Source organism: Pseudomonas sp. MT3 (genome assembly GCF_054720805.1).
Genome location: NZ_JBTVPY010000013.1, coordinates 136,938 through 159,867, shown reverse-complemented (window position 1 = coordinate 159,867; position 22,930 = coordinate 136,938). Strand labels below are relative to the sequence as shown.

The following is a 22,930-nucleotide window of genomic DNA, read 5'->3' as shown; positions in this document are numbered from 1 at the left end:
CTACAGCTCGAATGGGTGACGACGCGGCGCCGGGTAGGCGGGGAGACTGGTCAGGCGAGTGTCCCATACCGCGCGGCCGATGGTGAAATGATAGAGGCTGACCGGACGGTCCGGTCCCTCGCCGAGCAATTCCTCCACCGCCGGGTCGAAGTAGCAGCCGATACCGGTGCCCGACAGCCCCGCCGCCTCGGCCTCCAGGTACAGCAGTTGGCCGATCTGCCCGCACTCCCAGTACAACCGGGGATAGCTCCAGGCGCCCTCGGCCAGGGCGGCGTCGAGGTCGGCGAGCATGGCGAAGGCGACACAGCCGTCGCTGGCGATGTCCTGCCCGCACGACAGGAAGGCGGACAGCCCGCGGGCATCGCCCTCCAGCAGGCGGTACAGCGGCAGGCCCGAGTCGCTGGCCGACTGCCATTGGAAATCCTCGCGCAGGCCACCCGGCGTGCGTCCGCTGCGGCCCAGCCAGTAAAGCCCCGGCGCCAGGCCCTGGACACGGTGGACGAACAGCAGCAGGTCGACGCGCGCCGGCTCGCCGGTGCAGGCGAACGGTACCGGCGAGCGCTCCGGCAACAGGCGGCGCAGCCAGGCGTAGAGCAGTTCGGCCTGGATGCCGCTGCGGCCGTCCATCGACTGCGCGCTGCGCCGGCGGTGAAGGATCGGCCGCGCGGGCAGGCCGGGGTTATCCGCCGAGGCCTCGATGGTCTGCGCGGACCACGCCTGGGTCGGCAGCGCGGGCGCGCGGCAGCACTGATGCACGCGCTCCAGTTCCGGCCAGTGGCGATAGTCTCGCGACAGGCGGTTGGGCGCACCGGCCAGTGGCAGTTCGGCGAGCCCGTTGAGCAGCGCATCCGGGAGCGGAAATTCAGCGGCCCGTGGCGGCCCGATCCACAGCAGCACGTCCACGCTTTCGCGTTCGTCGAAGCCGTCGCGGTCCAGGCCGAACACGGCGTCCAATCGCGCCTCGGCGATGCCACGCAGCACACGGGCATGCCAGCCCTGGATCGCGGCTGCGATACCCAGGCAGGCCAGCGCATGGCCAAGATCGTGCTGGCAATAGCGGTAGGCGCGCTCGCCATACTTCCAGGCTTCGCGCCAGGGAATGCTGGTCAGCGCCAGCAGGCAGCCGCCACTCGGAAGCGCCGCATCCAAGCCCGAGGCCAAGGGCACGGGCAACTCGGCGCGCACCTCCAGTACATGTTCGTCGGCACTGTAGTGCGCCAGCAGCGCGGAGTTATCCACAGCGCCGGCGGGCAGCAGCAGATAGGCCTCGGTGGGGTGCAGGTTGCCGCTGGAGGGATTGACCCGCAACGCCCAGCGGTTACCGCCGGCCTCTTTCCAGGCCGACAGCGCCAGGCTGTCGTAGAGCAGTTGCGAGATGCTTTGAAGGCTCAGAGTCGCCGGCTGGCCGATGGGCCCGGCGAACACCTCGTCGTAGCCGGGCGACTCCTCTTGCGGCCGATGCAGCAGCTCGATGAGGCGGGCGCCGGCATAGCGGCGGAACGGTGCCGGCTGGGCCGCCCAGTCGAGCTGGCCAGGGCCGGGGGCGAAGCGCTCCGGACGGTGCTGGCTCAGTTCGTGGTAGGTGCGTACGTCGTCTTCAGGAGTCATGCCTGATCTTCCCGGCTGATCCGGTACAGCACATGCTGGCGCAAGGCATGCCCCTCCGGCAGGCGTGGGTGTTCGAAGTCGCCGGCCGCATCGCGTCGCATGCCCAGGCGCTGCATCAGCCCCTGCGACGGCAGGTTGGCCGGCACGGTGAAGGCGACCACTTCCGCCAGCTCCAGCGAATCGAAGGCAAAATCCAGTACCGCCCGCGCCGCTTCCAGCCCATAGCCCTGGCGCCAATAGGCGGTATTGAAGCGCCAGCCGATTTCCACCGCCGGAGTGAAGGCGGCTTCGAAGGACACATGCTGCAACCCGAGCACACCGATGAAGGCGCCATCCTCGCGGCACTCGACGACCCACTGGCCAAAGCCGTGCGCGTCGAAATGCAGCAGGATGCGCGCGGCCAGCAGGTCACTCTCCTCGCGGCTCATGCAGGCGGGGAAGTGCCGCATCACCTCGGGGTCGGCGTTCAGCGTGGCGAACGTCGGCAGGTCATAGGCGCGCCAGGGCCGCAGCAGCAGCCGTTCGGTGGTCAGGCTGGGGATGTCCATCGCAAGGCTTCTCGATTCGTCAGGGTGTCCATGATACCTGCAGGCAGATCTGGCGAACGCAGCCCGTCCGGAACGCACAATCGTTTCAGCACAGCGCCGCCCGCTTCTGGTATTTTTATCGCACCTTCGCTGTCGGTCACTGCCTTGACCGTGCCCCGCGCAGACAGCCGCGCCACCACGGCGCACCTCGAAAAAGACCAAGGACTCCCCATGACCACCTCCCCCACCGGACTGCACCGCAGCCCGGCCCTGGTGCTTTTCGCGCTGGCCGTCGGCGGCTTCGCCATCGGCACCACCGAATTCGCCACCATGAGCCTGCTGCCCTACTTCGCCCCGGCCCTGGGCATCGACGCCCCGACCGCCGGCCACGTGATCAGTGCCTACGCCCTGGGCGTGGTGGTCGGCGCGCCGTTGCTGGCGGTGCTCGGCGCGCGCCTGCCACGGCGCACCCTGCTGGTCCTGCTGATGGCGCTGTTCGCCGTCGGCAACGGCCTCAGCGCCCTGGCGCCGACCTACCACTGGATGCTGCTGTTCCGCTTCATCAGCGGCCTGCCCCACGGCGCCTACTTCGGCATCGCCGCGCTGGTCGCCGCCTCCATCGTGCCGCCGCACCGGCGCACCGTGGCGGTCGGGCGGATGTTCCTCGGCCTCACCGTCGCCACCATCATCGGCGTACCGCTGGCCAACTGGCTGAGCCAGGCCGTGGGCTGGCGCTGGAGCTTCGCCCTGGTGGCCGCGCTGGGTGTGCTGACCATGATCTGTGTGCGCCTGCTGGCGCCCCACTCACCGGCCGAGCCGGACTCCAGTCCGCTGCGCGAGCTGGGCGCGCTCAGGCGCGGGCAGGTCTGGCTGACCCTGGGCATCGGCGCCATCGGCTTCGGCGGGCTGTTCGCCGTGTACACCTACCTGGCCGACATCCTCGGCGCGGTAACCCACGTGTCGCCGAGCATCGTGCCGCTGGTGATGGCGGTGTTCGGCATCGGCATGACCCTGGGCAACCTGTTCATCCCGGTGCTCGCCGACCGCGCCGTGATGCCCACCGCCGGCGGCCTGCTGGTGTGGAGCGCGGTGGTGCTGGCGATCTTCCCGTTCACTGCGGGGAACATCTGGACCATCTCGCTCTGCGTGTTCTTCGTCGGCTTCGGCGGCGCGCTGGGCACCGTGCTGCAGACCCGCCTGATGGACGTCGCCGAAGACGCCCAGGGCCTCGCCGCGGCCCTGAACCACTCGGCGTTCAACTTCGCCAATGCGCTGGGCCCGTACCTCGGCGGCCTGGCCCTGGCGGCCGGCTACGGCTGGACCTCGCCAGGCTGGGTCGGCAGCCTGCTGGCCATCGGCGGCTTCGTCCTGTGGTCGGTCTCGGTGGCCGCCAGCCGCAGCGCCCAGCGCAACGCAGCGGTTTCCACCGACTGCTGAGGCGCACACGGCCGGCGCATTGCCGGCCCTTTCGCCTGCGCCCTCCGGCGACGTACCCTGTCGCGCATCTCCCCCGCCCCGCCGACGCCATGCCGCTGCCCCTGGTCTACCACGACGACTACAGTCCGCCCTTCCCGGACAACCACCGCTTCCCGATGGAGAAGTTCCGCCTGCTGCGCGACCATCTGGTGGACAGCGGGTTGACCTGCGACACCGCGCTGCTGCGCCCGGAACTCTGCCCGGTGGAGATCCTCGCCCTGGCCCACGACCGCGCCTACATCGAACGCTACTGCGGCGGCGAGATGAGCCGCGAGGAGCTGCGCCGCCTCGGCCTGCCCTGGAGCGAAGCGCTGGCCCGGCGCACCGTGCGCGCGGTGGGCGGCTCGGTACTGAGCGCCGAACTGGCATTGCAACACGGCCTGGCCTGCCACCTGGCCGGCGGCACCCATCACGCGCATTACGACCACGCCTCGGGCTTCTGCATCTTCAACGACCTGGCTGTGATCAGCCTGTACCTGCTGGAAAGCGGCAAGGCCAATCGCGTGCTGATCTTCGACTGCGACGTGCACCAGGGCGACGGCACCGCACGCATCCTGGAGAACGTGCCGGACGCGGTGACGGTGTCATTGCACTGCGAGAAGAACTTTCCGGCGCGCAAGGCCCAGAGCGACTGGGACATCCCCCTGCCGCTGCACCTGGGCGACGCCGGTTACCTGAAGGTGGTGGAAGAGGCACTGGACTACCTGCTGCCGCTGTACCAGCCGGACATCGTGCTCTACGACGCCGGCGTCGACGTGCACAAGGACGACGCCCTGGGCTACCTGCAACTCACCGACGCGGGGTTGGCGGCGCGCGACGAGCACGTCATCCGCCGCTGCCTGTCCAGCGACATCCCGGTGGTGGGCGTGATCGGCGGCGGCTACGACAAGGACCGCCAGGCCCTGGCGAGGCGCCACGGCATCCTGCACCACAGCGCCGGCCGGGTCGCGGCGGAGCGTCAGCTCATCCGGTAGCGCGAGTTGTTGGTGCACATGCGCGAGGGCAGGCGCTGCTGCTCCCAACGCACCCATTCGTGCTCGGAGAAGCCCAGCAGGGCCGCCGCGCGCTGCCTGCCATCCACGCCGAAGACCTTCTCGCAGACGCCCAGCACCTGCTCCGGCACATGATGCTTGAGCAGCTCCTGGGCCCGCAGGGGGCCGGCGCAATCCAGGTAGCGCGGCAGGAAGCGGCTCCAGTTGGTGTACACATAGAGGTTATGCAGCGCCACCTGCAACGAAATGCGTTCGAGCAGCTTCTGCTCGAACTTCAGCTTCGACTGCCGAAGGTTCTTTTCCAGGCGCACCAGCATATGTGCCACGGCCTCGTTCAACAGGTCGCGGATTTCATGGCTGGGCAGGCTTCGAATGACGATATCCACGCCATTGACACGCACTCGGGTATCGCTGCCCTCGCCCCACAGATGGGCCTCATGGGAACGGAGATAATCACGCACTTTCATCGACAGACACGACCGGATTTGCAACAGGCCGGCATGCTGACGGATTCACAAATGCGCCAGAATCAGGCGCACTCCCTATCCCCTGTAGGAATTGTCGCAATCGCTCCCCGCCGAGAATCCGAGAGCGCTGCGGCGAGCCGCCCCGTGGGTAACAGGCACTCCCGAGATCGCGGTCCCTGCGCCCCAGGTTGTCCACGGCAACGGTGGAGCAGCCTGTGGATAAGCTGCGGGAAAGTGCATGCAGCGCCGATGCCCGCGGCGTCCGGCGGAACTGGCTGGAAAATGTTCAGTCGGGAAGCCCGGCCGCTGCGCTAGAATTGCGCCCCGTTCGCCCCCTTGCCTGGCCGCTCCATGACCGACATCCCCGCACTTGCCTCCCGCACCGCCATCGTCATCGGCGGCGGCCCCGCCGGCCTGATGGCCGCCGAAGTCCTGGCCGGCGCCGGCGTCAAAGTGGAGCTGTTCGACGCCATGCCCTCGGTCGGACGCAAGTTCCTGCTGGCCGGCGTGGGCGGCATGAACATCACCCACTCGGAGACGCGCGAGCCGTTCCTCTCGCGCTACGGGCGGCGCGCCGCGCGCCTGGCGCCGCTGATCGATGCCTTCGACAACCAGGCGCTGTGCCAATGGATCCACGGCCTGGGCATCGACACCTTCGTCGGCACCTCCGGCCGCGTCTTCCCCACCGACATGAAGGCCGCGCCGCTGCTGCGCGCCTGGCTCAAGCGCCTGCGCGACGCCGGCGTGGTCATCCACACCCGTCACCGCTGGCAGGGCTGGGACGCCGATGGCGCGCTGCTGATCGACAGCCCGGAAGGCCGGCGCAGTCTCAGCGCCGACGTCACCGTACTCGCCTTGGGCGGCGGCAGTTGGCAGCGTCTGGGCTCCGACGGCGCCTGGGTGCCGCTGCTGCGGGACAGGGATGTGGATGTGTCGCCGCTGCGGCCGGCCAACTGCGGCTTCGAGGTGGCGGGCTGGAGCGCATTCTTCCGCGACAAGTTCGCCGGCGCACCGGTCAAGCCGGTGGCCCTGTCCGTGGCCGGCAGCGAACCCCGCCAGGGCGAGTTCGTCGTTACCGCCGGCGGCATCGAGGGCAGCCTGGTCTACGCGCTGTCCGCCGCCATCCGCGAGCGCATCGAGCAGCACGGCAGCGCCACGGTGACCCTCGACCTGCTGCCCAACCGCAGCCTGGAACAGGTGGCCAAGGCCGTGGCCCAGCCACGCGGCTCCAAGTCCGTGGCCAATCACTTGCGCGGCCGCCTCGGCCTGGACGGCGTGCGCGCCGGGCTGCTGCGGGAGTTGTCCACAGCCGCCGACTATGCCGATCCGCAGCGTCTCGCCGCGCTGATCAAGGCGCTGCCACTGGCCGTGGTGCGCCCCCGTCCGCTGGACGAAGCCATCAGCAGCGCCGGCGGCGTGACCTTCGAAGCGCTGGACCAAGCCCTGATGCTCAAGGCGGCGCCCGGCGTGTTCTGCGCGGGCGAAATGCTCGACTGGGAAGCCCCCACCGGCGGCTACCTGCTCACGGCCTGCTTCGCCAGCGGCCGCGCCGCCGGACTCGGCGCCCTGCGCTGGCTGCAGAGAAGCGCCTGAGCGCCGCACAACTGGAACGATAGTGCTAGATTCCAGATTCCCACTCTGGAGTCGCCTGCATGCCACTGACCTTCCGCCGCGCCCGCCCCACCGATGTCGACGCCGCCATCCCGTTGATCTACAGCTCCGGTCCCGACGCCTTCGACTATGCCTTCGCCCGCCCCGGCCGCAGCAGCGCGACGGATTTCCTGCGCCATGCCTTCCTCCAGGGCAGCGGCCAGTTCGGCTGGCGCCAGCACTGGGTCGGCGAGCAGGACGGCCAGGTACTGGCAGCCGGCACGGCGTTCGGCGGCGAGGTGAACCTGGGCTACATGCTGGCGGCCACCCGGCAGATCCTCGGCTACTTCGGACTCGCCTCGCCGGCCGTGATGGTGCGTGGCCTGCAGTTGGAGCGGATCATCTGCCCTCCGCCCCGGCGCACGCTGTACCTGGCGCACCTGGGTGTCGCCCCCGAGCGGCGCGGCGAGGGACTGGGCAGCCAGTTGATCGACCATTTCCTGCATTGCGGCCGCCACGCCGGCCTGCCGGTGGCGGCACTGGATGTCTCGGTGGCCAACCCCAGGGCCCAGGCGCTCTACGAACGCCTGGGCTTCAGCGTGCAGGTCGAGCGCCCCTCGACACTGCCCGGCGTCGCCAGCCACCGCTACATGCAGCGGCCGCTGTGAAGCCATTGCGGCGTGGGCGCGATGGTTCCTCGTAGAAGCGAGCTTGCTCGCGAAGGGATTCTCCCGGCGACCCGTGGTATTCCAGGCCGGCGTTATTCGCGAGCAAGCGCCTACAAAGGACGGTGATTCCCGGCGCTCACTTTCAACCGGTGAGAATGCTCAGCGGTTGCCCGGTTTCCTCTTCCCGGCCGGCTTGCCTGCGCCGCCGGGTTTTCCGGCCGACGGCCTGCTGCCGCCCAGGCCGAAGCCCGGCGCCTTGCGCACCGCCTTGACCTGCGGCTTGTCGTCCAGCAGCGCGCCGAGATGGACCTTGCCCGGCTTGCCCTCGGGCACCTTGGGTTGCTTGGGCTTCTTCGGCTTCTTCATCACCTGGCCGCCGGGCGCGGTGACGGGCACCCGGTGCTCCGCCTCGAAGCCATCTTCTTCCTGGCGCTGAAGGGTCTGGCCGATCAGCGTCTCGATGGCCGCCAGCTGCTGCACTTCATCGGCGCAGACCAGCGAGATCGCCTGACCGCTGGCACCGGCGCGGCCGGTCCGGCCGATGCGGTGCACGTAATCCTCGGGGACGATGGGCAGGTCGAAGTTGACCACCAGCGGCATTTCCTCGATGTCCAGGCCGCGCGCGGCGACGTCGGTGGCGACGAGGAAGTCCACCTCGCCGGCCTTGAACCGCGCCAGGGCGCGCAGACGCGAGGGCTGCGGCTTGTCGCCGTGGATCGAGTCGGCGCGGATGCCTTCGCGCTGCAGCAGGTCGACCAGTTCGTCGACGCCCTTGCGGGTCTTGGCGAACACCAGCGCCTGGCGCCAGCCCTGCTCGCGCAGCAGGTGCAGGAACAGCTCGGCCTTGCGCTTCTTGTCCACGGTGAGCAGGTGCTGCTTCACCGTCTTCGCCGCCGTGTTGCGCGGCGCCACGTCGATGGTCAGCGGGTCGCGCAGCAGGGTGCGGGCCATCTGGCGGATGGCGTCGGAGAAGGTCGCGGAGAACAGCAGGGTCTGCCGGCGCCTGGGCAGCGCGGCGAAGACTTCGTCCAGCTCGCGGGCGAAACCGAGGTCGAGCATGCGGTCGGCTTCGTCCAGCACCAGGGCCTGCAGCTGGGTGAATTTCAGGGCGTTCTGCCGGTACAGGTCGAGCAGGCGGCCGGGGGTGGCCACCAGCACGTCGACGCCCTTGCGCAGCTTCATCATCTGCGGGTTGATGCTGACCCCGCCATACGCCACGGCGGTGCGCAGCGGCACGTGCTGGCCATAGGCGCGGAAGCTCTCGTGCACCTGCTCGGCCAGCTCGCGGGTCGGCACCAGCACCAGCGCGCGGATGGAATTGGCGGCCACCTGCGGGCCTTCCTGCAGCAGCTTCTGCAACAGCGGCAGGGCGAAACCGGCGGTCTTGCCGGTGCCGGTCTGGGCGGCGGCGAGCAGGTCGCGACCCTTGAGCACCGCGGGGATGGCCTGGGCCTGGACCGCCGTCGGGTTCTGGTAGCCGAGCCCGTCGAGGGCGCGCAGGAGAGGGTCGATCAGGCCGAGGGTGGCGAAGGTCATGGAGCGCTCGCAGAGAAGTCGGGAATGGGCGGCATTGTAGCCGCTGGGCTCAGTGACGCAGCAGCAGCGGGCCGTCGATGGGCACGTAGCGGCTGGCGGCGCGGATCAGCGCCTGGGCGGTGAGACCGGGTACGCCATAGGCGGTGGCGTCGGTGCCGCCGGCACGGACGCGTTCGAGCAGCAGGTCGAAGTCGCCGTCACCGGAAGCCAGGACGATTTCATCCACCTTGGGCGCGGCGTCGAGGATGTCGATGGTGATGCCCACGTCCCAGTCGCCCTTGGCCGAGCCATCGGCGCGCTGGATGTAGGGCTTGAGCCGCACGGTGAAGCCGAGGTTGCGCAGGATCTGCTGGAACTGCTGCTGCCTGGCATCGCCCCGCTCGATGGCGTAGGCGTAGGCCTGGACGATGGTGCCCTGGGCACTCAGCTCGGCCCACAGGGCGGCGTAGTTGAAGTGGCAGCCGTAGGCCTGACGCACGGTGTAGTAGAGGTTCTGCACGTCGGCGAACAGGGCGATGGTCTTCAACGGTGGCTCCGGGACTCGAACAGCGGGGGCGCATTATCGGCACAGCGCGCGGCCCCCGCCAGTCCCGGCGGACGGGATGACCAGGCGGTCGGGTCAGTTGAACAGGTCGCTGTCGTCGCCGCCGAAGAAGCCCGAGTCGTCGCCGAAGCTGCCGCTGTCGTCGTAATTCGCATCGTTGAAACCATTGTCGGCATAGCGGTCGCCGCCGGCGAAGGTATCGTCTCCTGGCGAGTCATCGAAGTTCGAAGGTTCCGGCTGCACCGGCTGCTCCTGGATCACCTCGACGATTTCCTGCGGCTGGCTGTGGTGGAACATACTGGTCAGCAGGTCCGCCACCATCACCCCGCCGGCCACGCCGGCGGCGGTCTGCAGGGCTCCGCGCATGAAGCCGCCGCCCTGGGACGCGGCCTGGGCCGGCCGGAAGTCATTGGGGTTGCTGGCGTAACTGGCGCTGCCGCCAGGCTGCGAGAAGCGCGTCTGCCCCCAGCCGTCCGGGCGTTGCTGCGCTTGCGCCGGGCGCGGCTCCTGGCCCTGGCCGCCGCCGAACAGACCGGCGAGGAAGCCGCCGCTGCTCGGACGCGTCTCCCTGGCCTGGGCCTCAAGCTCCTTGACGCGCTGGTCCAGGCGCTTGATCGCCGCTTCCTGGATCAGCATCGCCTGGGCCATGTAGTACGGCGCCGCCGGCTGCCGCACCAGGTGCTGGTTGATCTGCGCCTCGGCCTGGGTATCGCGCGGCGCGGTCTGTGCCTCGGCGTCGCGCAGGCGGACGAACAGGCCATCGATCAGGGATTGCTCTTCGGAATTCATGGCGGGCCTCGAGTGAGCGGGGTGTGCAACGGAAGATTGGATCGGGACGCTAAAAAACAAGTTCCAGTGACTGAAATGTCCTACCTTCAACTGAAGGTTTGCTTAAGTTAGAGTCGAGGCCCGTCGATCCGTCTACCATGCCGATGAATCCCATCTCCGTCCTGCGCGATACCTGGTTCTTCTTCACCCGTCACATCGGCACGCTGCTACCGCTGTGCCTGCCGTGGATCATCGTGGAAACGCTGGTCCAGCAGCAGATCGACGTCGCCACCGACTCGCAGAACTTCGCTCCCTGGGGCATGGCCGCCGGGCTGGTGTTCTATCCGCTGTACACCGCCAGCCTGATCCTCTTCCTGATCGACTGTGGCGAGGGCCGTGAACGCGGCGTCCGCGAGCTGTGGAACGCGGCGCTGCGGCTGTGGCCGGCCTTCGCCCTGCTTTCGGCGTTGAGCTCGCTGCTGATCCTGGTCGGCCTGACGCTGTATGTGCTGCCGGGCATCTTCTTCATGATCAAGATGGCCTTCTCCGAGTTTCTCCTGGTGCAACGCGGGAACTCGCCCATCGACGCCATGCGCGAGAGCTTCCGCCTGACCACCGGGCACTTCTTCCTGCTGCTCATCACAGCGCTGGTGATCCTCGCGCCGGTCTGGCTGGCCGAAGGCTGGATCACCCAGGTCGGCCAGGCGTCCCCTGGGCTGGGCGTGCTGCTGCACTCGGCCAGCGGCTTCTTCCAGTTGCTGGTGACGGTCGCGGCGTACCGCATCTTCATCCTCGGCCCCGGGCGCGAAGGGCAGGAGGAACGCGAGGCCTGAGGCCGCGCAGCAATCGGCAACACTTCGCCACGGCGAACCGCCAGGCCGCCTTCTACGCTGGGGTCTTCTGCCCTCGACCGGAGACTCCCGTGAGCGACCAACCCAGCTATCCGCCCAGCTGCATTTCGCACATTTCCATCGGCACCAACGACTTCGCCCGCGCCAGGGCCTTCTATGACGCCGTGCTGCCCGCCCTGGGCTGCAGGACGATCATGCAGCACCCCGGCGCCGTGGCCTACGGCCGCGTGTTCCCCGAGTTCTGGGTGCAGACGCCGATCGACGGCCGCCCCGCCAGCGTCGGCAACGGTACGCACTTCGGCTTCATGGCCAACTCCCGCGAAGAGGTGGATGCCTTCTACCGTGCCGCGATTGCCGCCGGCGCCACCGACGACGGCGCACCGGGCCCGCGCCCGCAGTATGGCGACCCTTACTACGGCTGCTTCATCCGCGACCTGGATGGGCACAAGATCGAGGCATCGTTCTGGGACATGGCTCTGGCAGGCGGCGGTTTCGACAGCCACTCCCACTGACCCGACATACGTAGGGCGCATAACCCGGAACGGGGTATCCGCCCTACGAAGAGCGACCGTAACCCGCCTGTAGGAGCGAGGGGGACGCCATCGTTATTGCTCGCGAACCGGGATCGCCCCCGGCGCCAGGGCGGTTCGCGAGCAAGCTCGCTCCTACGAAGAGCTAATGCCCGGGTTTGAGCCCCGACATCTTCGGCACCAGCAGTTTCTCGAACAGCCGCGGGAAGAAGCGCGCCAGGATCCGCGCCCGCCAGTTGACGTTGGACAGCACCAGCAACCGCCTGCGGCGCAGCGCGGCCTGGTAGATCGCCTCGGCCACGTCGCGCGGCGAGGCCACCTCGGCGCCCAGCACCACCGCCGGCTGACGAATCACCGAGCCGTCGCCCACCAGCGCGTTCTTGCGCAGGTCGGTGGCGGTGAAGCCGGGGCAGGCCAGGGTGATCGCCACGCCCGTGCCTTCCAGCTCCATCCGCAGTGTGTCGAACAGCCCGTGCAAGGCATGCTTGCTGGCGTTGTAGGCGCTGCGGTAGAGCAAGGGCGCGAAGCCGGTCAGCGAGCTGAGCACGACGATCTGCCCGCGCCGCGCCAGCAGGCTGGGCAGCGCCGCCTGGGTGCAGTGCAGCGCGCCATAGAAATTCACCGCCATGACCCGCTGGAACACCGCAAGCTCGGTATCGGCGAACAGGCTGCGGTGGGTAATGCCAGCGTTGTTCACCAGCACGTCGAGGCCACCGAAGCGTTCGATGGCCAGCGCCACTGATTGACGCACCGCCTCGGGGTCGGCGATGTCGCAGCGCAGACCAAGCGCCTCGACGTTCAGGTGCTCGCGCAGGTGCTGCACCAGGCTGTCCAGCGCCGCCTGGTCGAGGTCAAGGATCACCAGGTGCGAACCGGCCTGGGCGAAGCGCAACGCCAGGGCGCGGCCGATCCCCGAGCAGCCGCCGGTGACCAGCACCACCTTGTGCCGATAGGCCTGGCGGGTGAAGAATTTGCGCGGCATGCCAACCTCCTCAGAGCCTGTTCAAGGTCTCGCCGAACGCAGCTCAGGCAAGGCAAAAACAGGCGAAAAAGCGCAGCTTACGAGTTGTAAATGAGCATTTTGAGCCTGTTTTCAACGCCGCATGAGCAAGTGCAGGCAGACATTGAGCAGGCTCTCAGAGGGACGCGTGGGTCCCGTCGCAGCACGGCGGCGTGTGGCTGTGCTTGCAGCCGCAGAAGAACAGCAGCTCGTCCCGCTCGGCGTGGTACTTCAATGGCAGCAGGCCGGTGCCCTTGTGCGAGCCGTCGCAGAACGGCTGGCTGGCGCTGCGGCCGCAGCGGCACCAGAAATAGTCTTCGCCGGCGTGGACCTCCACCGCATAGGGTCCGCGCTGGGCTATCAAGGCCTCGGTCATGGGACGAACCTCCCGGCGCAACCGCGCCTCAAGGTTGCAGAATGCTTCGTGAGGGAAACGCACAGGTGAAATGCGCGGTCACAAACACTATCCTCTCGCACATCTAGGATAGTCCCTAAGCTCCATGAACCTCTCGTTGCCGCGTCGCGTCCTGTTCCTGCTGCTCATCGTCCTGCTGCTCGCCGCGACCGTCGGCGCCTGGCTGCTGGCCTGGCATCCCGCCGAGCGGGAGCCGGTGGCCGCGCAATGCCGCTCCCCGGCGCCGCAGCTGCAACCGGGGCAGGCACTGAAGGTGATGACCTGGAACGTCCAGTACCTGGCCGGCAAGCGCTACATCTTCTGGGACGACCTGCCCGACACCACCGGACCGGACGACAAGCCCAGCGCCGAAGACATCGCCTACAGCCTCGACGAAGTGGTGCGGGTGATCCGCGACGAAGCGCCGGACATCGTGCTGCTGCAGGAAGTCGACGATGGCGCGGCGGCCACCGGCAAGCAGGACCAGCAGGCCCTGCTTGGCGACCGCCTGACCGACCTCTACCCCTGCTCCACCGCCGCCTTCGACTGGAAGGCGCGCTTCGATCCCAACCCCCACGTGTTCGGCAGCGCCGGGCGCAAGCTGGTGACCTTCAGCCGCTTCCAGATCAGCGGCGGCGAACGCATCGCCCTGCCGCAGCGCGCGTCGATCCCGCTGCTGCGCCTGTTCGCGCCGCAGCCGGCCTTGTTGCAGAGCGAGTTGCCGATCCGCGGCGGCGGCCGGCTCACGGTGATCAATACCCGACTGGAGCGCCCGAACGGCGACGACACCCCGCAGCGCCAGGTCGAAGCCCTGGAAGCCCACCTCAGCCGCCTGCAGGCCGCCGGCCAGCCGTGGCTGCTCGGGGGCGATCTCGGCCTGCTGCCGCTGGGCCAGTACCCCTACCTGCCCGACGTGCTGCGCGCGCCCTACCGCGCCAACAGCGAGCTGAACCTGCTGGCGGCGCGTTTCCCGGTGATCCCGGCGGTGCAGGAATCCAGCGGCGCCGAGCAGGAACAGTGGTACACCCACTTCCCCAACGACCCGCGCGTGCACAACCCCGACCGCACCCTCGACTACCTGTTCTACAGCTCCCGGCTGAACCGCATCGACGCGGGCGTGCGACGCAACGACACCCTGCGCATCTCCAACCACCTGCCGCTCAACGGGCGCTTCCTGCTGCCACACTGAGCGCTGCCGCACGCCCTCGCCGGCCAAGGCTGGACAAGAGCGCCGGCCCCGACGCATGCTGCGCCAGCGACATACGACAACGATAATCCTCGCCCCAGGTAGCCATGCTCCTTCGCCGTATCGCCTGGCTGATCGCCATGCTGTTCTGCCTCCAGGCCAGTGCCCGTGACAACCCCGGCCTGGCCGACCGCCTGCCGCACCCGCTGCCGGTGCTGGATGTCGGTTACTACGAATTTCCGCCCTACACCTACACCGCCCCCGACGGCAGCACCCGCGGCAGCGGCGCCGAGATGGTCCGGCGCATCCTGCTCAAGGCCGGCTACCGCGCCCGCTTCCGCTCGCTGCCCAGCGCGCGCCTGTACCTCGGCCTGCAGGACGGCAGCGTACAGCTATGGGCTGGCGCCCCCGGCAAGCCCGAGCTGGTCGGTAGCACGCTGGAGTGCGAGCGCACGCTCGGCCACGCCGACCTCAACCTCTACCGCCTGCCCTCGCACGATGCGCCACAACTGCCGCAGGGACTGGCTGGCAGCCGGATCATCCTGATCAGCGGCTACAGCTACTGGAAACCGATCACCGACCTGCTGGACGACCCGCACCTGAAACTGGAACTGCACCGCACCAGCACCCACGTGGCGGCGCTGCAGATGCTCGACCGCCAGCGCGGCGACTACCTGATCGACTACCAGGCGCCCGTGGAACAGGCCCGCCGCGAACTGGGGATGGCGCCGCTGGCCTTCGACCGGCTGTACAGCGTGCCGACCAAACTCATCGTCTCCCGCCGCGCGCCCCATGCCGAGGCGCTGCGCGCACAGCTCGACCGCGCCTACGACGAATTGAAGGCGGCGGGATATGAGATGGAGTTGCCGTAAAGCGATACCCATCCTGCGAGAACAGGCGGCCCTGTGTCCCGACACCTGTAGCGTCAGTGATCGGGTCTTCCCCCACGCAGGAGCATCGCGGGTGAATCCGCTCCTACAAGAGCCCTCGTGGCCCTCCCCCCTTGGGGCAGGGCTGGCGCGGCGCGCTCACACCTTGCGCGGCTTCGCCCGCGCCGTCGGCTCGGCGATCAGCGGATCATCCGGCCAGTAATGCTTGGGATAGCGCCCCTTCAGGTCCTTCTTCACCTCCGCATAGGTGCTGCGCCAGAAGTTGGCCAGGTCCTGGGTCACCTGCACCGGCCGTTGCGCCGGCGACAACAGGTGCAGCTTTACCGCCAGCCGGCCGCCGGCGATACGCGGGGTGTCGGCCAGCCCGAACAGCTCCTGCAGGCGCACGGCGAGCACCGGCGGGAACTCGGTGTAGTCCAGGCGGATGTTCGAGCCGGACGGCACCTGCAAGGTACGCGGCGCCAGCTCGTCCAATCGTTGCGGCAGCGGCCAGGGCAGCACACTGTGGAGAATCCCGGCCAGCTCCAGGTTGGCGAAATGCGCCAGCCGCGAAACCTTGCCCAGGTACGGCAGCAGCCAGTCTTCCAGCGCCGCCAGTAAGGCGGCATCGTTGACGTCCGGCCACTCGCTTTCGCCCTTGCTCTCCAGGTCCAGTCTGCGCAGCAACGCGACCCGCGCCTGCCACTGGCGCAGTTCCGGCGTCCACGGCAGCAACTCCAGGCCCTTGCGCCGAACCAGGCCGAGCAACGCGCGGCTGCGGGCTTCCTCGTCGAGCGACGGCAAGGCTTCGCTGGCCAGCACCAGCTCGCCGATCTTGTGCTGGCGCTCGGCGCGCAGCACGCCCTCGCGCTCGTCCCAGTCCAGCTCGTCGTGGACGCTGACCTGCTCAGCCAGGATCGTCTCGAACAGCGCCGGCTCCAGCGCCGCCGCCAGATAGATGCGCTCCTCGCGCTGGCCCTGGCGGCTGCCGAGGTCGGCGATCACCAGCCAGGGCTCCTTCATCAGCGCGTCCGGCTCGCCGAACAGCGCGGCGCGGCCATTGGCCAGGCGGTACTCGCCGCCGCCGGCACGGCGCTGGCGGGCGATGCGGTCCGGATAGGCGAACGCCAGCAGACCGCCCAGCCAGCGCGGATGATCGGGATCGCTCACCGGCTCGCGGGCCGGGCCGCGCAAGTACCCCTTGAACTGCCGCGACAGCTGGCGAACACGCTGCACCGCGCCACGACTGGCGCGCGGACCGTTCTGCTCGCCGGCCAGCAGGGCGATGCGGTGGTGCAGGTCGGCATCGTTGCCGCGCAGGATGTCGCGCTCGCCCAGAAGCGCGGCGAGGTCGCAGGCCAGCGCGCCCAGCCCGAGTGCGTGACCGCGCAGCAGCAGGTGCGCGATGCGCGGGTGCGCCGGCAGTTCGGCCATCGCCTGGCCGTGGGGCGTCAGGCTGCCGCCACCGGCGCGGGAAGCCAGCGCGCCCAGGCGCTCCAGCAGGTCGAGGGCCTGGGCATAAGCGGCGGCGGGCGGCAGGTCGAGCCAGGCCAGCTCCTGCGGGGCCACGCCCCAGCGCGCCAACTGCAAAGCGAGACCGGCAAGGTCGGCCTGGAGGATTTCCGCCGTGCCATAGGCCGGCAACTGCTCATGTTGCGCTTCCGACCACAGCCGGTAGCAGGCGCCCGGCTCCAGGCGCCCGGCGCGACCGGCGCGCTGGGTGGCGGAGGCGCGGGAGATGCGCTGGGTGTCCAGGCGGGTCATACCGCTGCCCGGATCGAAGCGCGGCACCCGCGCCAGCCCGGCATCCACCACGACGCGCACGCCGTCGATGGTCAGGCTGGTCTCGGCGATATTGGTGGCCAGCACCACCTTGCGCTTGCCCGTCGGCGCCGGCTCGATGGCGGCGCGCTGGGCATCGAGATCGAGTTCGCCGTGCAGGGGGCAGATGAGGATTTCCGGGCGCCCGGCCAACGCTTCGCCCAGTTGCTCGGCGACCCGGCGAATCTCCGCCTGGCCGGGCAGGAACACCAGCAGGCTGCCGGACTCGTCGGCCAGCGCCTGCTGCACCGTCTGCACCACCCGTGGCTCGATGAACTCGCCAGCCTGCCAGGGGCGCCCCCAGCGGATATCCACCGGGAACATGCGGCCGTCGCTGCGCACCACCGGCGCCTCCTCGAGCAACGCGGACAGGCGCTCGCCGTCCAGCGTCGCCGACATCACCAACACCTTCAGCGGCGGCTCGTCGCGCAGCAGCGCGCGGCCGTTCAGCGTCAGCGCCAGGGCGAGGTCCGCGTCGAGGCTGCGCTCGTGAAACTCGTCGAAGATCACCAGGCCGACGCCCTCCAGCGCCGGGTCGTCCTGCAGGCGACGGGCGAGGATGCCTTCGGTGACCACTTCGATGCGGGTCTTCGGGCCGACCCTGCTGTCCAGGCGGATGCGGTAGCCCACCGTTTCACCCACCTTCTCGCCCCGTTCGGCGGCCAGGCGCTCGGCGGCGGCGCGGGCGGCAAGGCGGCGCGGCTCCAGCATCAGGATCGACTGCCCGCCCAGCCACGGCTCCTCGAGCAGCGCCAGCGGCACCCGGGTGGTCTTGCCCGCGCCGGGCGGCGCTTCCAGCACCACCTCGTGGCGCGCGGCCAGGGCCTGGCGCAGCTCGGGAAGGACGCTGTCGATGGGAAGGAGGTTCATGCCGGCTCCGTGAGGTTCAAACGTCCTGCCGCGGTAACCCGGCGGACGCGGGAGGCGGCGATTATACCGGGCGAACCACGAGGTCGACTCAGCAGTCTTAGAAACAGCGAGCGCCCACATAGTGCGAATCTGCCAGCAGCGCGGAGCGGCTCGTTGATATAGTTATCCGCATCATCCTCCCGGAGGTTATCCATGCGTCTCGCCACCCGTGTGTCCTGCGCGGTTCTTTGCGCCACCCTGTTCAGCCAACTGACGGCCTGCGGCACCCTGTTCTACCCCGACCGCCGCGGCCAGATCGACGGCCGCATCGACCCGGCCATCGTCGCCTTCGACGCCATCGGTCTGTTGTTCTACATCATCCCGGGCCTGATCGCCTTCGGCGTAGACTTCGCCACCGGCGCCATCTATCTGCCCGATGCCAAGTACTCGGTCGCGCCGGAAAAACTCAAGGATGCCGTGAGCGAAGACGGAAGCGTCGACAAGGCTAAACTCAAGGCGATCCTCGAGCGTGAAACCGGCCGCAGCCTGCCCCTGGACGACCCGCGTCTGATCCAGCGCAGCGGCGGTCTCCAACAACTCGCCAGCCTGGGTCTGCACCCGGAGGCTTGATATGCACGGCGCTCTCGCGACACATCTTCGGCAACTCCTGGCGTACCACCAGTGGGCCTACGAACGCATCCTGGAGGCCGTGGCGCCCCTGGATGAGACGGCCTATCGCGCGCCGCGCGGGCTGTTCTTCGGCAGCCTGCACGACACCCTCAATCACCTGGCGGTGGTCGATCGCATCTGGTTCGCCCGTGTGCAACGAGAGCCCTGGCAGTTCGAACGCCTGGACGCCGAGGCGGCGCCCGATCGCGCCGGCCTCGAGGCCTTCCTCAAGGAGGGCGTCGACGCCTGGCGGCTGTGGCTCGACAAACAGACCGACGCCACCCTCGGCAGCCAACTGGACTACCGCAACATGGCCGGCCAGGTGCACCGCCAGAGCCTGGCCAACATCGTCCAGCACCTGGTCAACCACGGCACCCACCACCGTGGCCAAATGAGCGCGGCGCTGACCGCCATCGGCCAGAAGGCGCCGCTGCTGGATTACATCTACTTCCTACCCAATCGCATGGACACATGATCACCCACGCCAGCCACTCCCAACTACTGCGGCTGGCGACCTTCGCGTCGCTCGGCGTGGCCATCACCCTGGTGGTGGCCAAGGCCATCGCCTGGTGGTTCAGCGGTTCGGTCAGCCTGCTCGCCGGCCTGACCGACTCGCTGCTCGACGGCGCCGCCTCCTTCCTCAATCTGCTGGCGGTGCACTACGCCATCCGCCCGGCGGACGACGACCACCGCTACGGCCACGGCAAGGCCGAATCCCTCTCGGGGCTGGCCCAGGCGTTGTTCATCGCGGTCAGTGCGGTGCTGGTCGGCACCCAGGCCATCGACCGCCTGCAGCACCCGCAGCCGGTGGAGGCCGCCGGCTGGGGCATCGCGGTGATGGCGCTGTCCCTGGCGCTCACCGCCGCCCTGCTGATGGTGCAGGGCTATGTGGTGAGGATCACCGGCTCCAATGCCATCCGCGCGGACTCGCTGCACTACCGCTCGGACCTGCTGCTCAACAGCAGCATCCTGGTCGCCCTGCTGCTGGCGCAATTCGGCTGGCAGCAGATGGACGCCATCTTCGGCCTGGGCATTGCGTTGTACATCCTCTGGAGTTCCTTCCAGATCGCCCGCGAATCCGTCGCGGTGCTGATGGACGAGGAACTGCCGCCGGACGTCAGCACGCGCATGCTCGAACTGGTGCGCGAGGTGCCCGGCGTGCTCGGCGCCCACGACCTGCGCACGCGGATTTCCGGCACCCACTGGTTCGTCCAGCTGCACCTGGAGCTGCCCGGCGAGCTGACGCTGTCCAAGGCGCATCGGCTGTGCGACGAAGCGGTGCTGGCGATCCACAAGGAGTTCCCGCGGGCCGAGGTGCTGGTGCACGCCGACCCGCAGGAAGTGGTGGGCAAAGAGACCATCAGTTGACGCTGTAGCCACGTCCGCTCAGGCAAGCGCCGAGGGCACGGCGGTAGTTGTCGGCGGTGTAGGCCGGGGGCGCGTAGCTGGCCGAAGCCGGGTCGAAGCCGCTCTGGCCGGCGGCCCAGCGGTGGCATTCGTAGCGGTCGCGGTTCTGCTGCTCCGGCCCCTGGCCGTACAACGGGTAGGCGACCACATCGTAGGCCGTCTGTGCTACCAGCGGTTGTTCCACGGGCGATGGCACCACCTCGTATTCCTGCGCGCCGGCCTGCCACAGGTAGTAGGTCCCGGCAGCCAGGAAATAACCGATGCTGCCGATCCACACTTGCTCGGCGTAAGGCGGCAGATAGCGCACCCGCACGCCATAGGGCGGCGTCACCACCACGTAGCGCGAGCCATACGGGCGATACCAGTAGCCGTCGTTGAAGAAGTAATCCACGCCGCGGTAAGGCACACGGTAATGCCCTGCCGGCACCCCGCCCACCACATACCCCGGACGCCAGTAGGACGGGTGCGGCCCCCAGTTGCCGTGGGCCGGCGGCGGACGCCCCTGCCAGCCTCCGGGTGGCGGGCGCGAACCGCCTTGCCAACCGGGCCGATCGGAATGATCGCCCTGCCAATGGGGAGTGTTGCCAATGGGGCGGCCTTTCCATTGATCGCGGTCGCTCGGCGGGCGCATCCCCGGATTGAGATTGGTCGTGGGTGGACGCCCCAACCATTGCCCTCCGTTGTGGCCCGACGGGTTGCCCTGCCAGTCGTGATCGCCTGGGCGCCCGTGCCATTGCCCGCCGTTGCTGGCCGGTGGCCAGCCCTGCCAGTGTCCGCCATCGTTCTGTGCCGGACGCTGCTGCCAGCGACTCATGGGAAGACTCGGCCCCTCACGGGACATCGGCCCCCGTCCGCCCCCCGGCATTACCGCCCTGGCTCGCGCCGGGCCGCCCCTGGGACGGGCCGTACTGATCCGGCGGGCTTGCCGCCAACGCCTGGGCAGCAATGGCCAGCGAGAGCACAGCGAACCCGGCGAACGGCCAGATGCCCGACTTCATGGACTCCTCACTTCGGCCTGGGCCGAAAACAGTGATGTGACACTGCCATAGACCACGGCGCAGGCCGCGTATTGCAAGGCGTTGAGTAAAGTCGGGGTAAAGATGGAGGAAAAATCGCGGGCAAGAAAAAAGGGAGGCTCGTCAGCCTCCCTTCGTGAATCTCGTCCTGCTCGTCGCTGTTGGCGCCGGCTCACCTCGCTCCGCCTTCTGGGCAGTGCGTAGCCCGGGGGCCGGCACGATCCGGTGGGATCGGCGGGCCGCGAAGCGCCTGATTGGGCGGATCGCTGGGGACGTAGTGTCCGGGCCGTGAATCTGGAAGAAATAGTACGGCGACAGAACAGGAAAATGATTGCTAATATTGCTCATACAGACACAACCATAGCAATGATTAACTAGAATTTACGCAAAAAGCGCAATTTATCTGAAATACGAGGCTTTCATGGACAAGCTGGACCGCTACGACCTGCGTATTCTCGCCGAACTGCAACGCGACGCGCGCATCTCCAACCAGGAGCTGGCCGAACGCATCGGCCTGTCGCCCTCGCCCTGCTCGCGGCGGGTCAAACAGCTGGAAGACGACGGCTACATCGTCCGCCAGGTCGCCCTGCTCGACAGCAGGAAGCTCGGCCTGAGCCTCACCGCCTTCGTCCTGATCGGCATGGACCGCCACACCCCGGAGCGCTTCGAGCACTTCCAGCAGATCATCGGCAAATGCCCGGAAGTGCTGGAATGCAGCCTGGTGACTGGGATGGACGCGGACTACCAGCTCAAGGTGATGGTGCCGGACATGGAACGCTACCAGCACTTCCTGCTGGGAACCTTGACCCGCATCGAGGGCGTCACCAGCGTGCGGTCGAGCTTCGTGCTGCGCAACGTGCTGGCCAGTACCGAACTGCCGCTGGATCACCTGCGGGTTTGATCGCAGAGTTGACGTTCTTCACAGGAGCGAGCTCGCTCGCGAACCGCACTTCGCCGGTGCCTTGTCGCCTGTATCACGTCTTATCGCGGACGGAGTCCGCTTGTACGGGGTGAGGTCCGCACGGCTTTCGTACAAGCGGACTCTGTCCGCGGTCCACCTGCAAACCCGGCACCACCCCGTTCGCGAGCAAGCTCGCTCCTGCAACATCTGCCGCTCCTGCGACACAGCACCGCACCCTGCATACCGCCAGACCAATCCATTACCGGAAATTTCCCCGCCAGCCGGCCTCTGGCGGGATATTCAAGGGTGTTCCACCTCTCCCGCAGCAAGATCTGATCAATTTATGAACACCCCTGATCATCAAACAACCAGATGCGTATAATGCGCGCCTTCTCCACCACCACCCTCAGCCCCGGCGTCCCTCGGACAACCTCCGCACCGGGCAGGAGCAGCAATGAACGAAAGTTTCGAAGACTGGATGATGTATGGCCTGGTGACCGGCCTGATCCTGTTCATGGCCTTCATCGTCTGGGACCTGGCGAAGAAGTCCAAGGCCGGCCGCATGGGCACCATGGTGCTGTTCTTCGCCCTGGGCCTGGGCGTGCTTGGTTTCCTGATCAAGTCCGTCGTCGTCGCGGGGCTCGAAGGCGGCTTCTGACGCCTTCTCCCGCACTCGCCCCGGCTCTCAGAGCTCGGGGCTGACGTCCCGCCACTGCCCCGGCGGCAAACCGTCCAGGCTCCACGGCCCGATCCGCACGCGCACCAGGCGCAGGGTCGGCAGGCCGACGGCCGCCGTCATTCGTCGTACCTGGCGGTTGCGGCCCTCGCGGATCACCAGCTCCAGCCAGGCCGTGGGCACTGACTTGCGGAAGCGCACCGGCGGGTTGCGCTCCCACAGCTGCGGCTCATCCAGCCGCCGTGCCTCGGCCGGCAAGGTCGGGCCGTCATTGAGTTGCACGCCCTTGCGCAGTTGTTCGAGCTGCTCGTCGCTCGGCTCCCCTTCCACCTGCACCCAATATGTCTTGGGCAACTTGTGCCTGGGGTCGGCGATGCGCGCCTGCAGGCGGCCGTCGTTGGTCAGCAGCAACAGGCCTTCGCTGTCACGGTCCAGCCGTCCGGCAGGATAGACGCCCGGCACCTCGACGAAATCCTTCAGGGTCGCCCGGCCCTCGCTATCGTTGAATTGAGTCAGCACGTCGAACGGCTTGTTCAGCAGGATCAGCCGCGGCTGTGCCGGCGGCACCTTGGCCACGCGGCGCGG

General features: G+C 68.4%; 24 protein-coding genes. 13 read left to right on the top strand and 11 right to left on the bottom strand.

Annotated features, from left to right (window positions below):
- Together ACYCAX_RS15555 and ACYCAX_RS15550 are read right to left on the bottom strand one after the other, a co-directional pair.
- Positions 1–1,608 carry a nitroreductase family protein gene (locus ACYCAX_RS15555; protein ID WP_460248357.1) on the bottom strand — a complete coding sequence of 536 codons (1,608 nt, stop codon included), beginning with the start codon at positions 1,606–1,608 and terminating at the stop codon, positions 1–3.
- The gene (locus ACYCAX_RS15550; protein WP_460248356.1) at positions 1,605–2,156 is read right to left on the bottom strand and encodes a GNAT family N-acetyltransferase; all 552 of its coding nucleotides are present in this window, start codon (positions 2,154–2,156) and stop codon (positions 1,605–1,607) included. Before ACYCAX_RS15550 ends, ACYCAX_RS15555 begins: the two co-directional genes overlap by 4 nt.
- Before the next feature lie 210 nt (positions 2,157–2,366).
- Here ACYCAX_RS15550 and ACYCAX_RS15545 point away from each other — a divergent pair, with 210 nt between their 5' ends.
- The gene (locus ACYCAX_RS15545; protein ID WP_294977525.1) at positions 2,367–3,572 is read left to right on the top strand and encodes an MFS transporter; all 1,206 of its coding nucleotides are present in this window, start codon (positions 2,367–2,369) and stop codon (positions 3,570–3,572) included.
- An 89-nt stretch (positions 3,573–3,661) separates the two neighbouring features.
- The gene (locus ACYCAX_RS15540) at positions 3,662–4,585 is read left to right on the top strand and encodes a histone deacetylase family protein (protein WP_294977526.1); all 924 of its coding nucleotides are present in this window, start codon (positions 3,662–3,664) and stop codon (positions 4,583–4,585) included.
- On the opposite strand, the gene ACYCAX_RS15535 is transcribed toward ACYCAX_RS15540, so the two are convergent.
- Positions 4,570–5,070, bottom strand: a complete 501-nt coding sequence (locus tag ACYCAX_RS15535) for a hypothetical protein (protein ID WP_015475487.1) — start codon at positions 5,068–5,070, stop codon at positions 4,570–4,572. The genes ACYCAX_RS15540 and ACYCAX_RS15535 overlap by 16 nt on opposite strands.
- Before the next feature lie 417 nt (positions 5,071–5,487).
- Between ACYCAX_RS15535 and ACYCAX_RS15530 the strand changes: the two genes are divergently transcribed.
- Together ACYCAX_RS15530 and ACYCAX_RS15525 are read left to right on the top strand one after the other, a co-directional pair.
- On the top strand, positions 5,488–6,663 hold the full coding sequence (locus tag ACYCAX_RS15530; RefSeq protein ID WP_041712357.1) for a TIGR03862 family flavoprotein: 1,176 nt from the start codon (positions 5,488–5,490) through the stop codon (positions 6,661–6,663).
- Positions 6,664–6,722: 59 nt separating this feature from the next.
- A complete protein-coding gene (locus tag ACYCAX_RS15525) occupies positions 6,723–7,328 on the top strand; it encodes a GNAT family N-acetyltransferase (protein WP_460248355.1) in 606 nt (201 codons plus the stop codon).
- A gap of 159 nt (positions 7,329–7,487) precedes the next feature.
- Here ACYCAX_RS15525 and ACYCAX_RS15520 read toward each other — a convergent pair whose 3' ends face one another.
- From ACYCAX_RS15520 to ACYCAX_RS15510, 3 genes are all read right to left on the bottom strand, one after another.
- Positions 7,488–8,864, bottom strand: coding sequence for a DEAD/DEAH box helicase (locus tag ACYCAX_RS15520; protein ID WP_460248354.1), 1,377 nt, complete (start codon positions 8,862–8,864; stop codon positions 7,488–7,490).
- Between the two features lie 49 nt (positions 8,865–8,913).
- Positions 8,914–9,390: a LabA-like NYN domain-containing protein gene (locus tag ACYCAX_RS15515; RefSeq protein ID WP_015475483.1), complete on the bottom strand. Its 477-nt coding sequence runs from the start codon at positions 9,388–9,390 to the stop codon at positions 8,914–8,916.
- Positions 9,391–9,483: 93 nt separating this feature from the next.
- Positions 9,484–10,197 carry a DUF2076 domain-containing protein gene (locus ACYCAX_RS15510; protein ID WP_460248353.1) on the bottom strand — a complete coding sequence of 238 codons (714 nt, stop codon included), beginning with the start codon at positions 10,195–10,197 and terminating at the stop codon, positions 9,484–9,486.
- Positions 10,198–10,340: 143 nt separating this feature from the next.
- Between ACYCAX_RS15510 and ACYCAX_RS15505 the strand changes: the two genes are divergently transcribed.
- The gene (locus ACYCAX_RS15505; protein WP_041712355.1) at positions 10,341–11,009 is read left to right on the top strand and encodes a YciC family protein; all 669 of its coding nucleotides are present in this window, start codon (positions 10,341–10,343) and stop codon (positions 11,007–11,009) included.
- A gap of 89 nt (positions 11,010–11,098) precedes the next feature.
- Positions 11,099–11,539: a VOC family protein gene (locus ACYCAX_RS15500; RefSeq protein ID WP_015475480.1), complete on the top strand. Its 441-nt coding sequence runs from the start codon at positions 11,099–11,101 to the stop codon at positions 11,537–11,539.
- Between the two features lie 163 nt (positions 11,540–11,702).
- Here ACYCAX_RS15500 and ACYCAX_RS15495 read toward each other — a convergent pair whose 3' ends face one another.
- Both ACYCAX_RS15495 and ACYCAX_RS15490 read right to left on the bottom strand, forming a co-directional pair.
- Complete coding sequence (locus tag ACYCAX_RS15495) at positions 11,703–12,539, bottom strand: SDR family oxidoreductase (RefSeq protein WP_015475479.1); 837 nt, start codon at positions 12,537–12,539, stop codon at positions 11,703–11,705.
- A gap of 154 nt (positions 12,540–12,693) precedes the next feature.
- On the bottom strand, positions 12,694–12,933 hold the full coding sequence (locus ACYCAX_RS15490; protein WP_460248352.1) for a CDGSH iron-sulfur domain-containing protein: 240 nt from the start codon (positions 12,931–12,933) through the stop codon (positions 12,694–12,696).
- Positions 12,934–13,057: 124 nt separating this feature from the next.
- Here ACYCAX_RS15490 and ACYCAX_RS15485 point away from each other — a divergent pair, with 124 nt between their 5' ends.
- Both ACYCAX_RS15485 and ACYCAX_RS15480 read left to right on the top strand, forming a co-directional pair.
- A complete protein-coding gene (locus tag ACYCAX_RS15485) occupies positions 13,058–14,140 on the top strand; it encodes an endonuclease/exonuclease/phosphatase family protein (protein ID WP_460248351.1) in 1,083 nt (360 codons plus the stop codon).
- A 104-nt stretch (positions 14,141–14,244) separates the two neighbouring features.
- Positions 14,245–15,009 carry a substrate-binding periplasmic protein gene (locus ACYCAX_RS15480; protein WP_294977442.1) on the top strand — a complete coding sequence of 255 codons (765 nt, stop codon included), beginning with the start codon at positions 14,245–14,247 and terminating at the stop codon, positions 15,007–15,009.
- Positions 15,010–15,165: 156 nt separating this feature from the next.
- Here ACYCAX_RS15480 and hrpB read toward each other — a convergent pair whose 3' ends face one another.
- Positions 15,166–17,697 (bottom strand): ATP-dependent helicase HrpB, encoded by a 2,532-nt coding sequence (gene hrpB, locus ACYCAX_RS15475; protein WP_294977441.1) that lies wholly within the window; start codon positions 17,695–17,697, stop codon positions 15,166–15,168.
- 192 nt (positions 17,698–17,889) lie between these two features.
- Between hrpB and ACYCAX_RS15470 the strand changes: the two genes are divergently transcribed.
- The 3 genes from ACYCAX_RS15470 to ACYCAX_RS15460 are packed head-to-tail and all read left to right on the top strand — an operon-like array spanning position 17,890 to position 19,713.
- Entirely contained in the window at positions 17,890–18,306 is a 417-nt protein-coding gene (locus tag ACYCAX_RS15470) for a hypothetical protein (RefSeq protein ID WP_015475474.1), read from the top strand.
- A gap of 1 nt (position 18,307) precedes the next feature.
- Complete coding sequence (locus tag ACYCAX_RS15465) at positions 18,308–18,820, top strand: DinB family protein (RefSeq protein WP_294977440.1); 513 nt, start codon at positions 18,308–18,310, stop codon at positions 18,818–18,820.
- Positions 18,817–19,713 carry a cation diffusion facilitator family transporter gene (locus ACYCAX_RS15460; protein ID WP_015475472.1) on the top strand — a complete coding sequence of 299 codons (897 nt, stop codon included), beginning with the start codon at positions 18,817–18,819 and terminating at the stop codon, positions 19,711–19,713. The genes ACYCAX_RS15465 and ACYCAX_RS15460 overlap by 4 nt, the downstream gene beginning before the upstream one ends.
- Here ACYCAX_RS15460 and ACYCAX_RS15455 read toward each other — a convergent pair.
- A complete protein-coding gene (locus ACYCAX_RS15455) occupies positions 19,706–20,383 on the bottom strand; it encodes a DUF6515 family protein (RefSeq protein WP_460248371.1) in 678 nt (225 codons plus the stop codon). The genes ACYCAX_RS15460 and ACYCAX_RS15455 overlap by 8 nt on opposite strands.
- Before the next feature lie 806 nt (positions 20,384–21,189).
- Between ACYCAX_RS15455 and ACYCAX_RS15450 the strand changes: the two genes are divergently transcribed.
- Positions 21,190–21,669 (top strand): Lrp/AsnC family transcriptional regulator, encoded by a 480-nt coding sequence (locus ACYCAX_RS15450; RefSeq protein WP_015475470.1) that lies wholly within the window; start codon positions 21,190–21,192, stop codon positions 21,667–21,669.
- 454 nt (positions 21,670–22,123) lie between these two features.
- Complete coding sequence (locus ACYCAX_RS15445) at positions 22,124–22,327, top strand: DUF2788 domain-containing protein (protein ID WP_015475469.1); 204 nt, start codon at positions 22,124–22,126, stop codon at positions 22,325–22,327.
- Between the two features lie 27 nt (positions 22,328–22,354).
- Here the strand turns inward: ACYCAX_RS15445 and ACYCAX_RS15440 are convergent, their stop codons facing one another.
- Positions 22,355–22,921: a pseudouridine synthase gene (locus ACYCAX_RS15440; protein WP_294977445.1), complete on the bottom strand. Its 567-nt coding sequence runs from the start codon at positions 22,919–22,921 to the stop codon at positions 22,355–22,357.
- Between the last annotated feature and the right edge of the window lie 9 nt (positions 22,922–22,930).

Excerpts from the sequence above, each read along its gene's own strand:
- ACYCAX_RS15495 (WP_015475479.1), bottom strand. The coding sequence starts at position 12,539 with ATGCCGCGCAAATTCTTCACCCGCCAGGCCTATCGGCACAAGGTGGTG.
- ACYCAX_RS15535 (WP_015475487.1), bottom strand. The coding sequence starts at position 5,070 with ATGAAAGTGCGTGATTATCTCCGTTCCCATGAGGCCCATCTGTGGGGC.
- ACYCAX_RS15490 (WP_460248352.1), bottom strand. The coding sequence starts at position 12,933 with ATGACCGAGGCCTTGATAGCCCAGCGCGGACCCTATGCGGTGGAGGTC.
- ACYCAX_RS15480 (WP_294977442.1), top strand. The coding sequence starts at position 14,245 with ATGCTCCTTCGCCGTATCGCCTGGCTGATCGCCATGCTGTTCTGCCTC.
- ACYCAX_RS15520 (WP_460248354.1), bottom strand. The coding sequence starts at position 8,864 with ATGACCTTCGCCACCCTCGGCCTGATCGACCCTCTCCTGCGCGCCCTC.
- ACYCAX_RS15510 (WP_460248353.1), bottom strand. The coding sequence starts at position 10,197 with ATGAATTCCGAAGAGCAATCCCTGATCGATGGCCTGTTCGTCCGCCTG.
- ACYCAX_RS15460 (WP_015475472.1), top strand. The coding sequence starts at position 18,817 with ATGATCACCCACGCCAGCCACTCCCAACTACTGCGGCTGGCGACCTTC.
- ACYCAX_RS15485 (WP_460248351.1), top strand. The coding sequence starts at position 13,058 with ATGAACCTCTCGTTGCCGCGTCGCGTCCTGTTCCTGCTGCTCATCGTC.
- ACYCAX_RS15525 (WP_460248355.1), top strand. The coding sequence starts at position 6,723 with ATGCCACTGACCTTCCGCCGCGCCCGCCCCACCGATGTCGACGCCGCC.
- ACYCAX_RS15540 (WP_294977526.1), top strand. The coding sequence starts at position 3,662 with ATGCCGCTGCCCCTGGTCTACCACGACGACTACAGTCCGCCCTTCCCG.
- hrpB (WP_294977441.1), bottom strand. The coding sequence starts at position 17,697 with ATGAACCTCCTTCCCATCGACAGCGTCCTTCCCGAGCTGCGCCAGGCC.
- ACYCAX_RS15470 (WP_015475474.1), top strand. The coding sequence starts at position 17,890 with ATGCGTCTCGCCACCCGTGTGTCCTGCGCGGTTCTTTGCGCCACCCTG.
- ACYCAX_RS15505 (WP_041712355.1), top strand. The coding sequence starts at position 10,341 with ATGAATCCCATCTCCGTCCTGCGCGATACCTGGTTCTTCTTCACCCGT.
- ACYCAX_RS15530 (WP_041712357.1), top strand. The coding sequence starts at position 5,488 with ATGGCCGCCGAAGTCCTGGCCGGCGCCGGCGTCAAAGTGGAGCTGTTC.
- ACYCAX_RS15445 (WP_015475469.1), top strand. The coding sequence starts at position 22,124 with ATGAACGAAAGTTTCGAAGACTGGATGATGTATGGCCTGGTGACCGGC.
- ACYCAX_RS15465 (WP_294977440.1), top strand. The coding sequence starts at position 18,308 with ATGCACGGCGCTCTCGCGACACATCTTCGGCAACTCCTGGCGTACCAC.
- ACYCAX_RS15455 (WP_460248371.1), bottom strand. The coding sequence starts at position 20,383 with ATGCGCCCGCCGAGCGACCGCGATCAATGGAAAGGCCGCCCCATTGGC.
- ACYCAX_RS15555 (WP_460248357.1), bottom strand. The coding sequence starts at position 1,608 with ATGACTCCTGAAGACGACGTACGCACCTACCACGAACTGAGCCAGCAC.
- ACYCAX_RS15550 (WP_460248356.1), bottom strand. The coding sequence starts at position 2,156 with ATGGACATCCCCAGCCTGACCACCGAACGGCTGCTGCTGCGGCCCTGG.
- ACYCAX_RS15545 (WP_294977525.1), top strand. The coding sequence starts at position 2,367 with ATGACCACCTCCCCCACCGGACTGCACCGCAGCCCGGCCCTGGTGCTT.
- ACYCAX_RS15450 (WP_015475470.1), top strand. The coding sequence starts at position 21,190 with ATGGACAAGCTGGACCGCTACGACCTGCGTATTCTCGCCGAACTGCAA.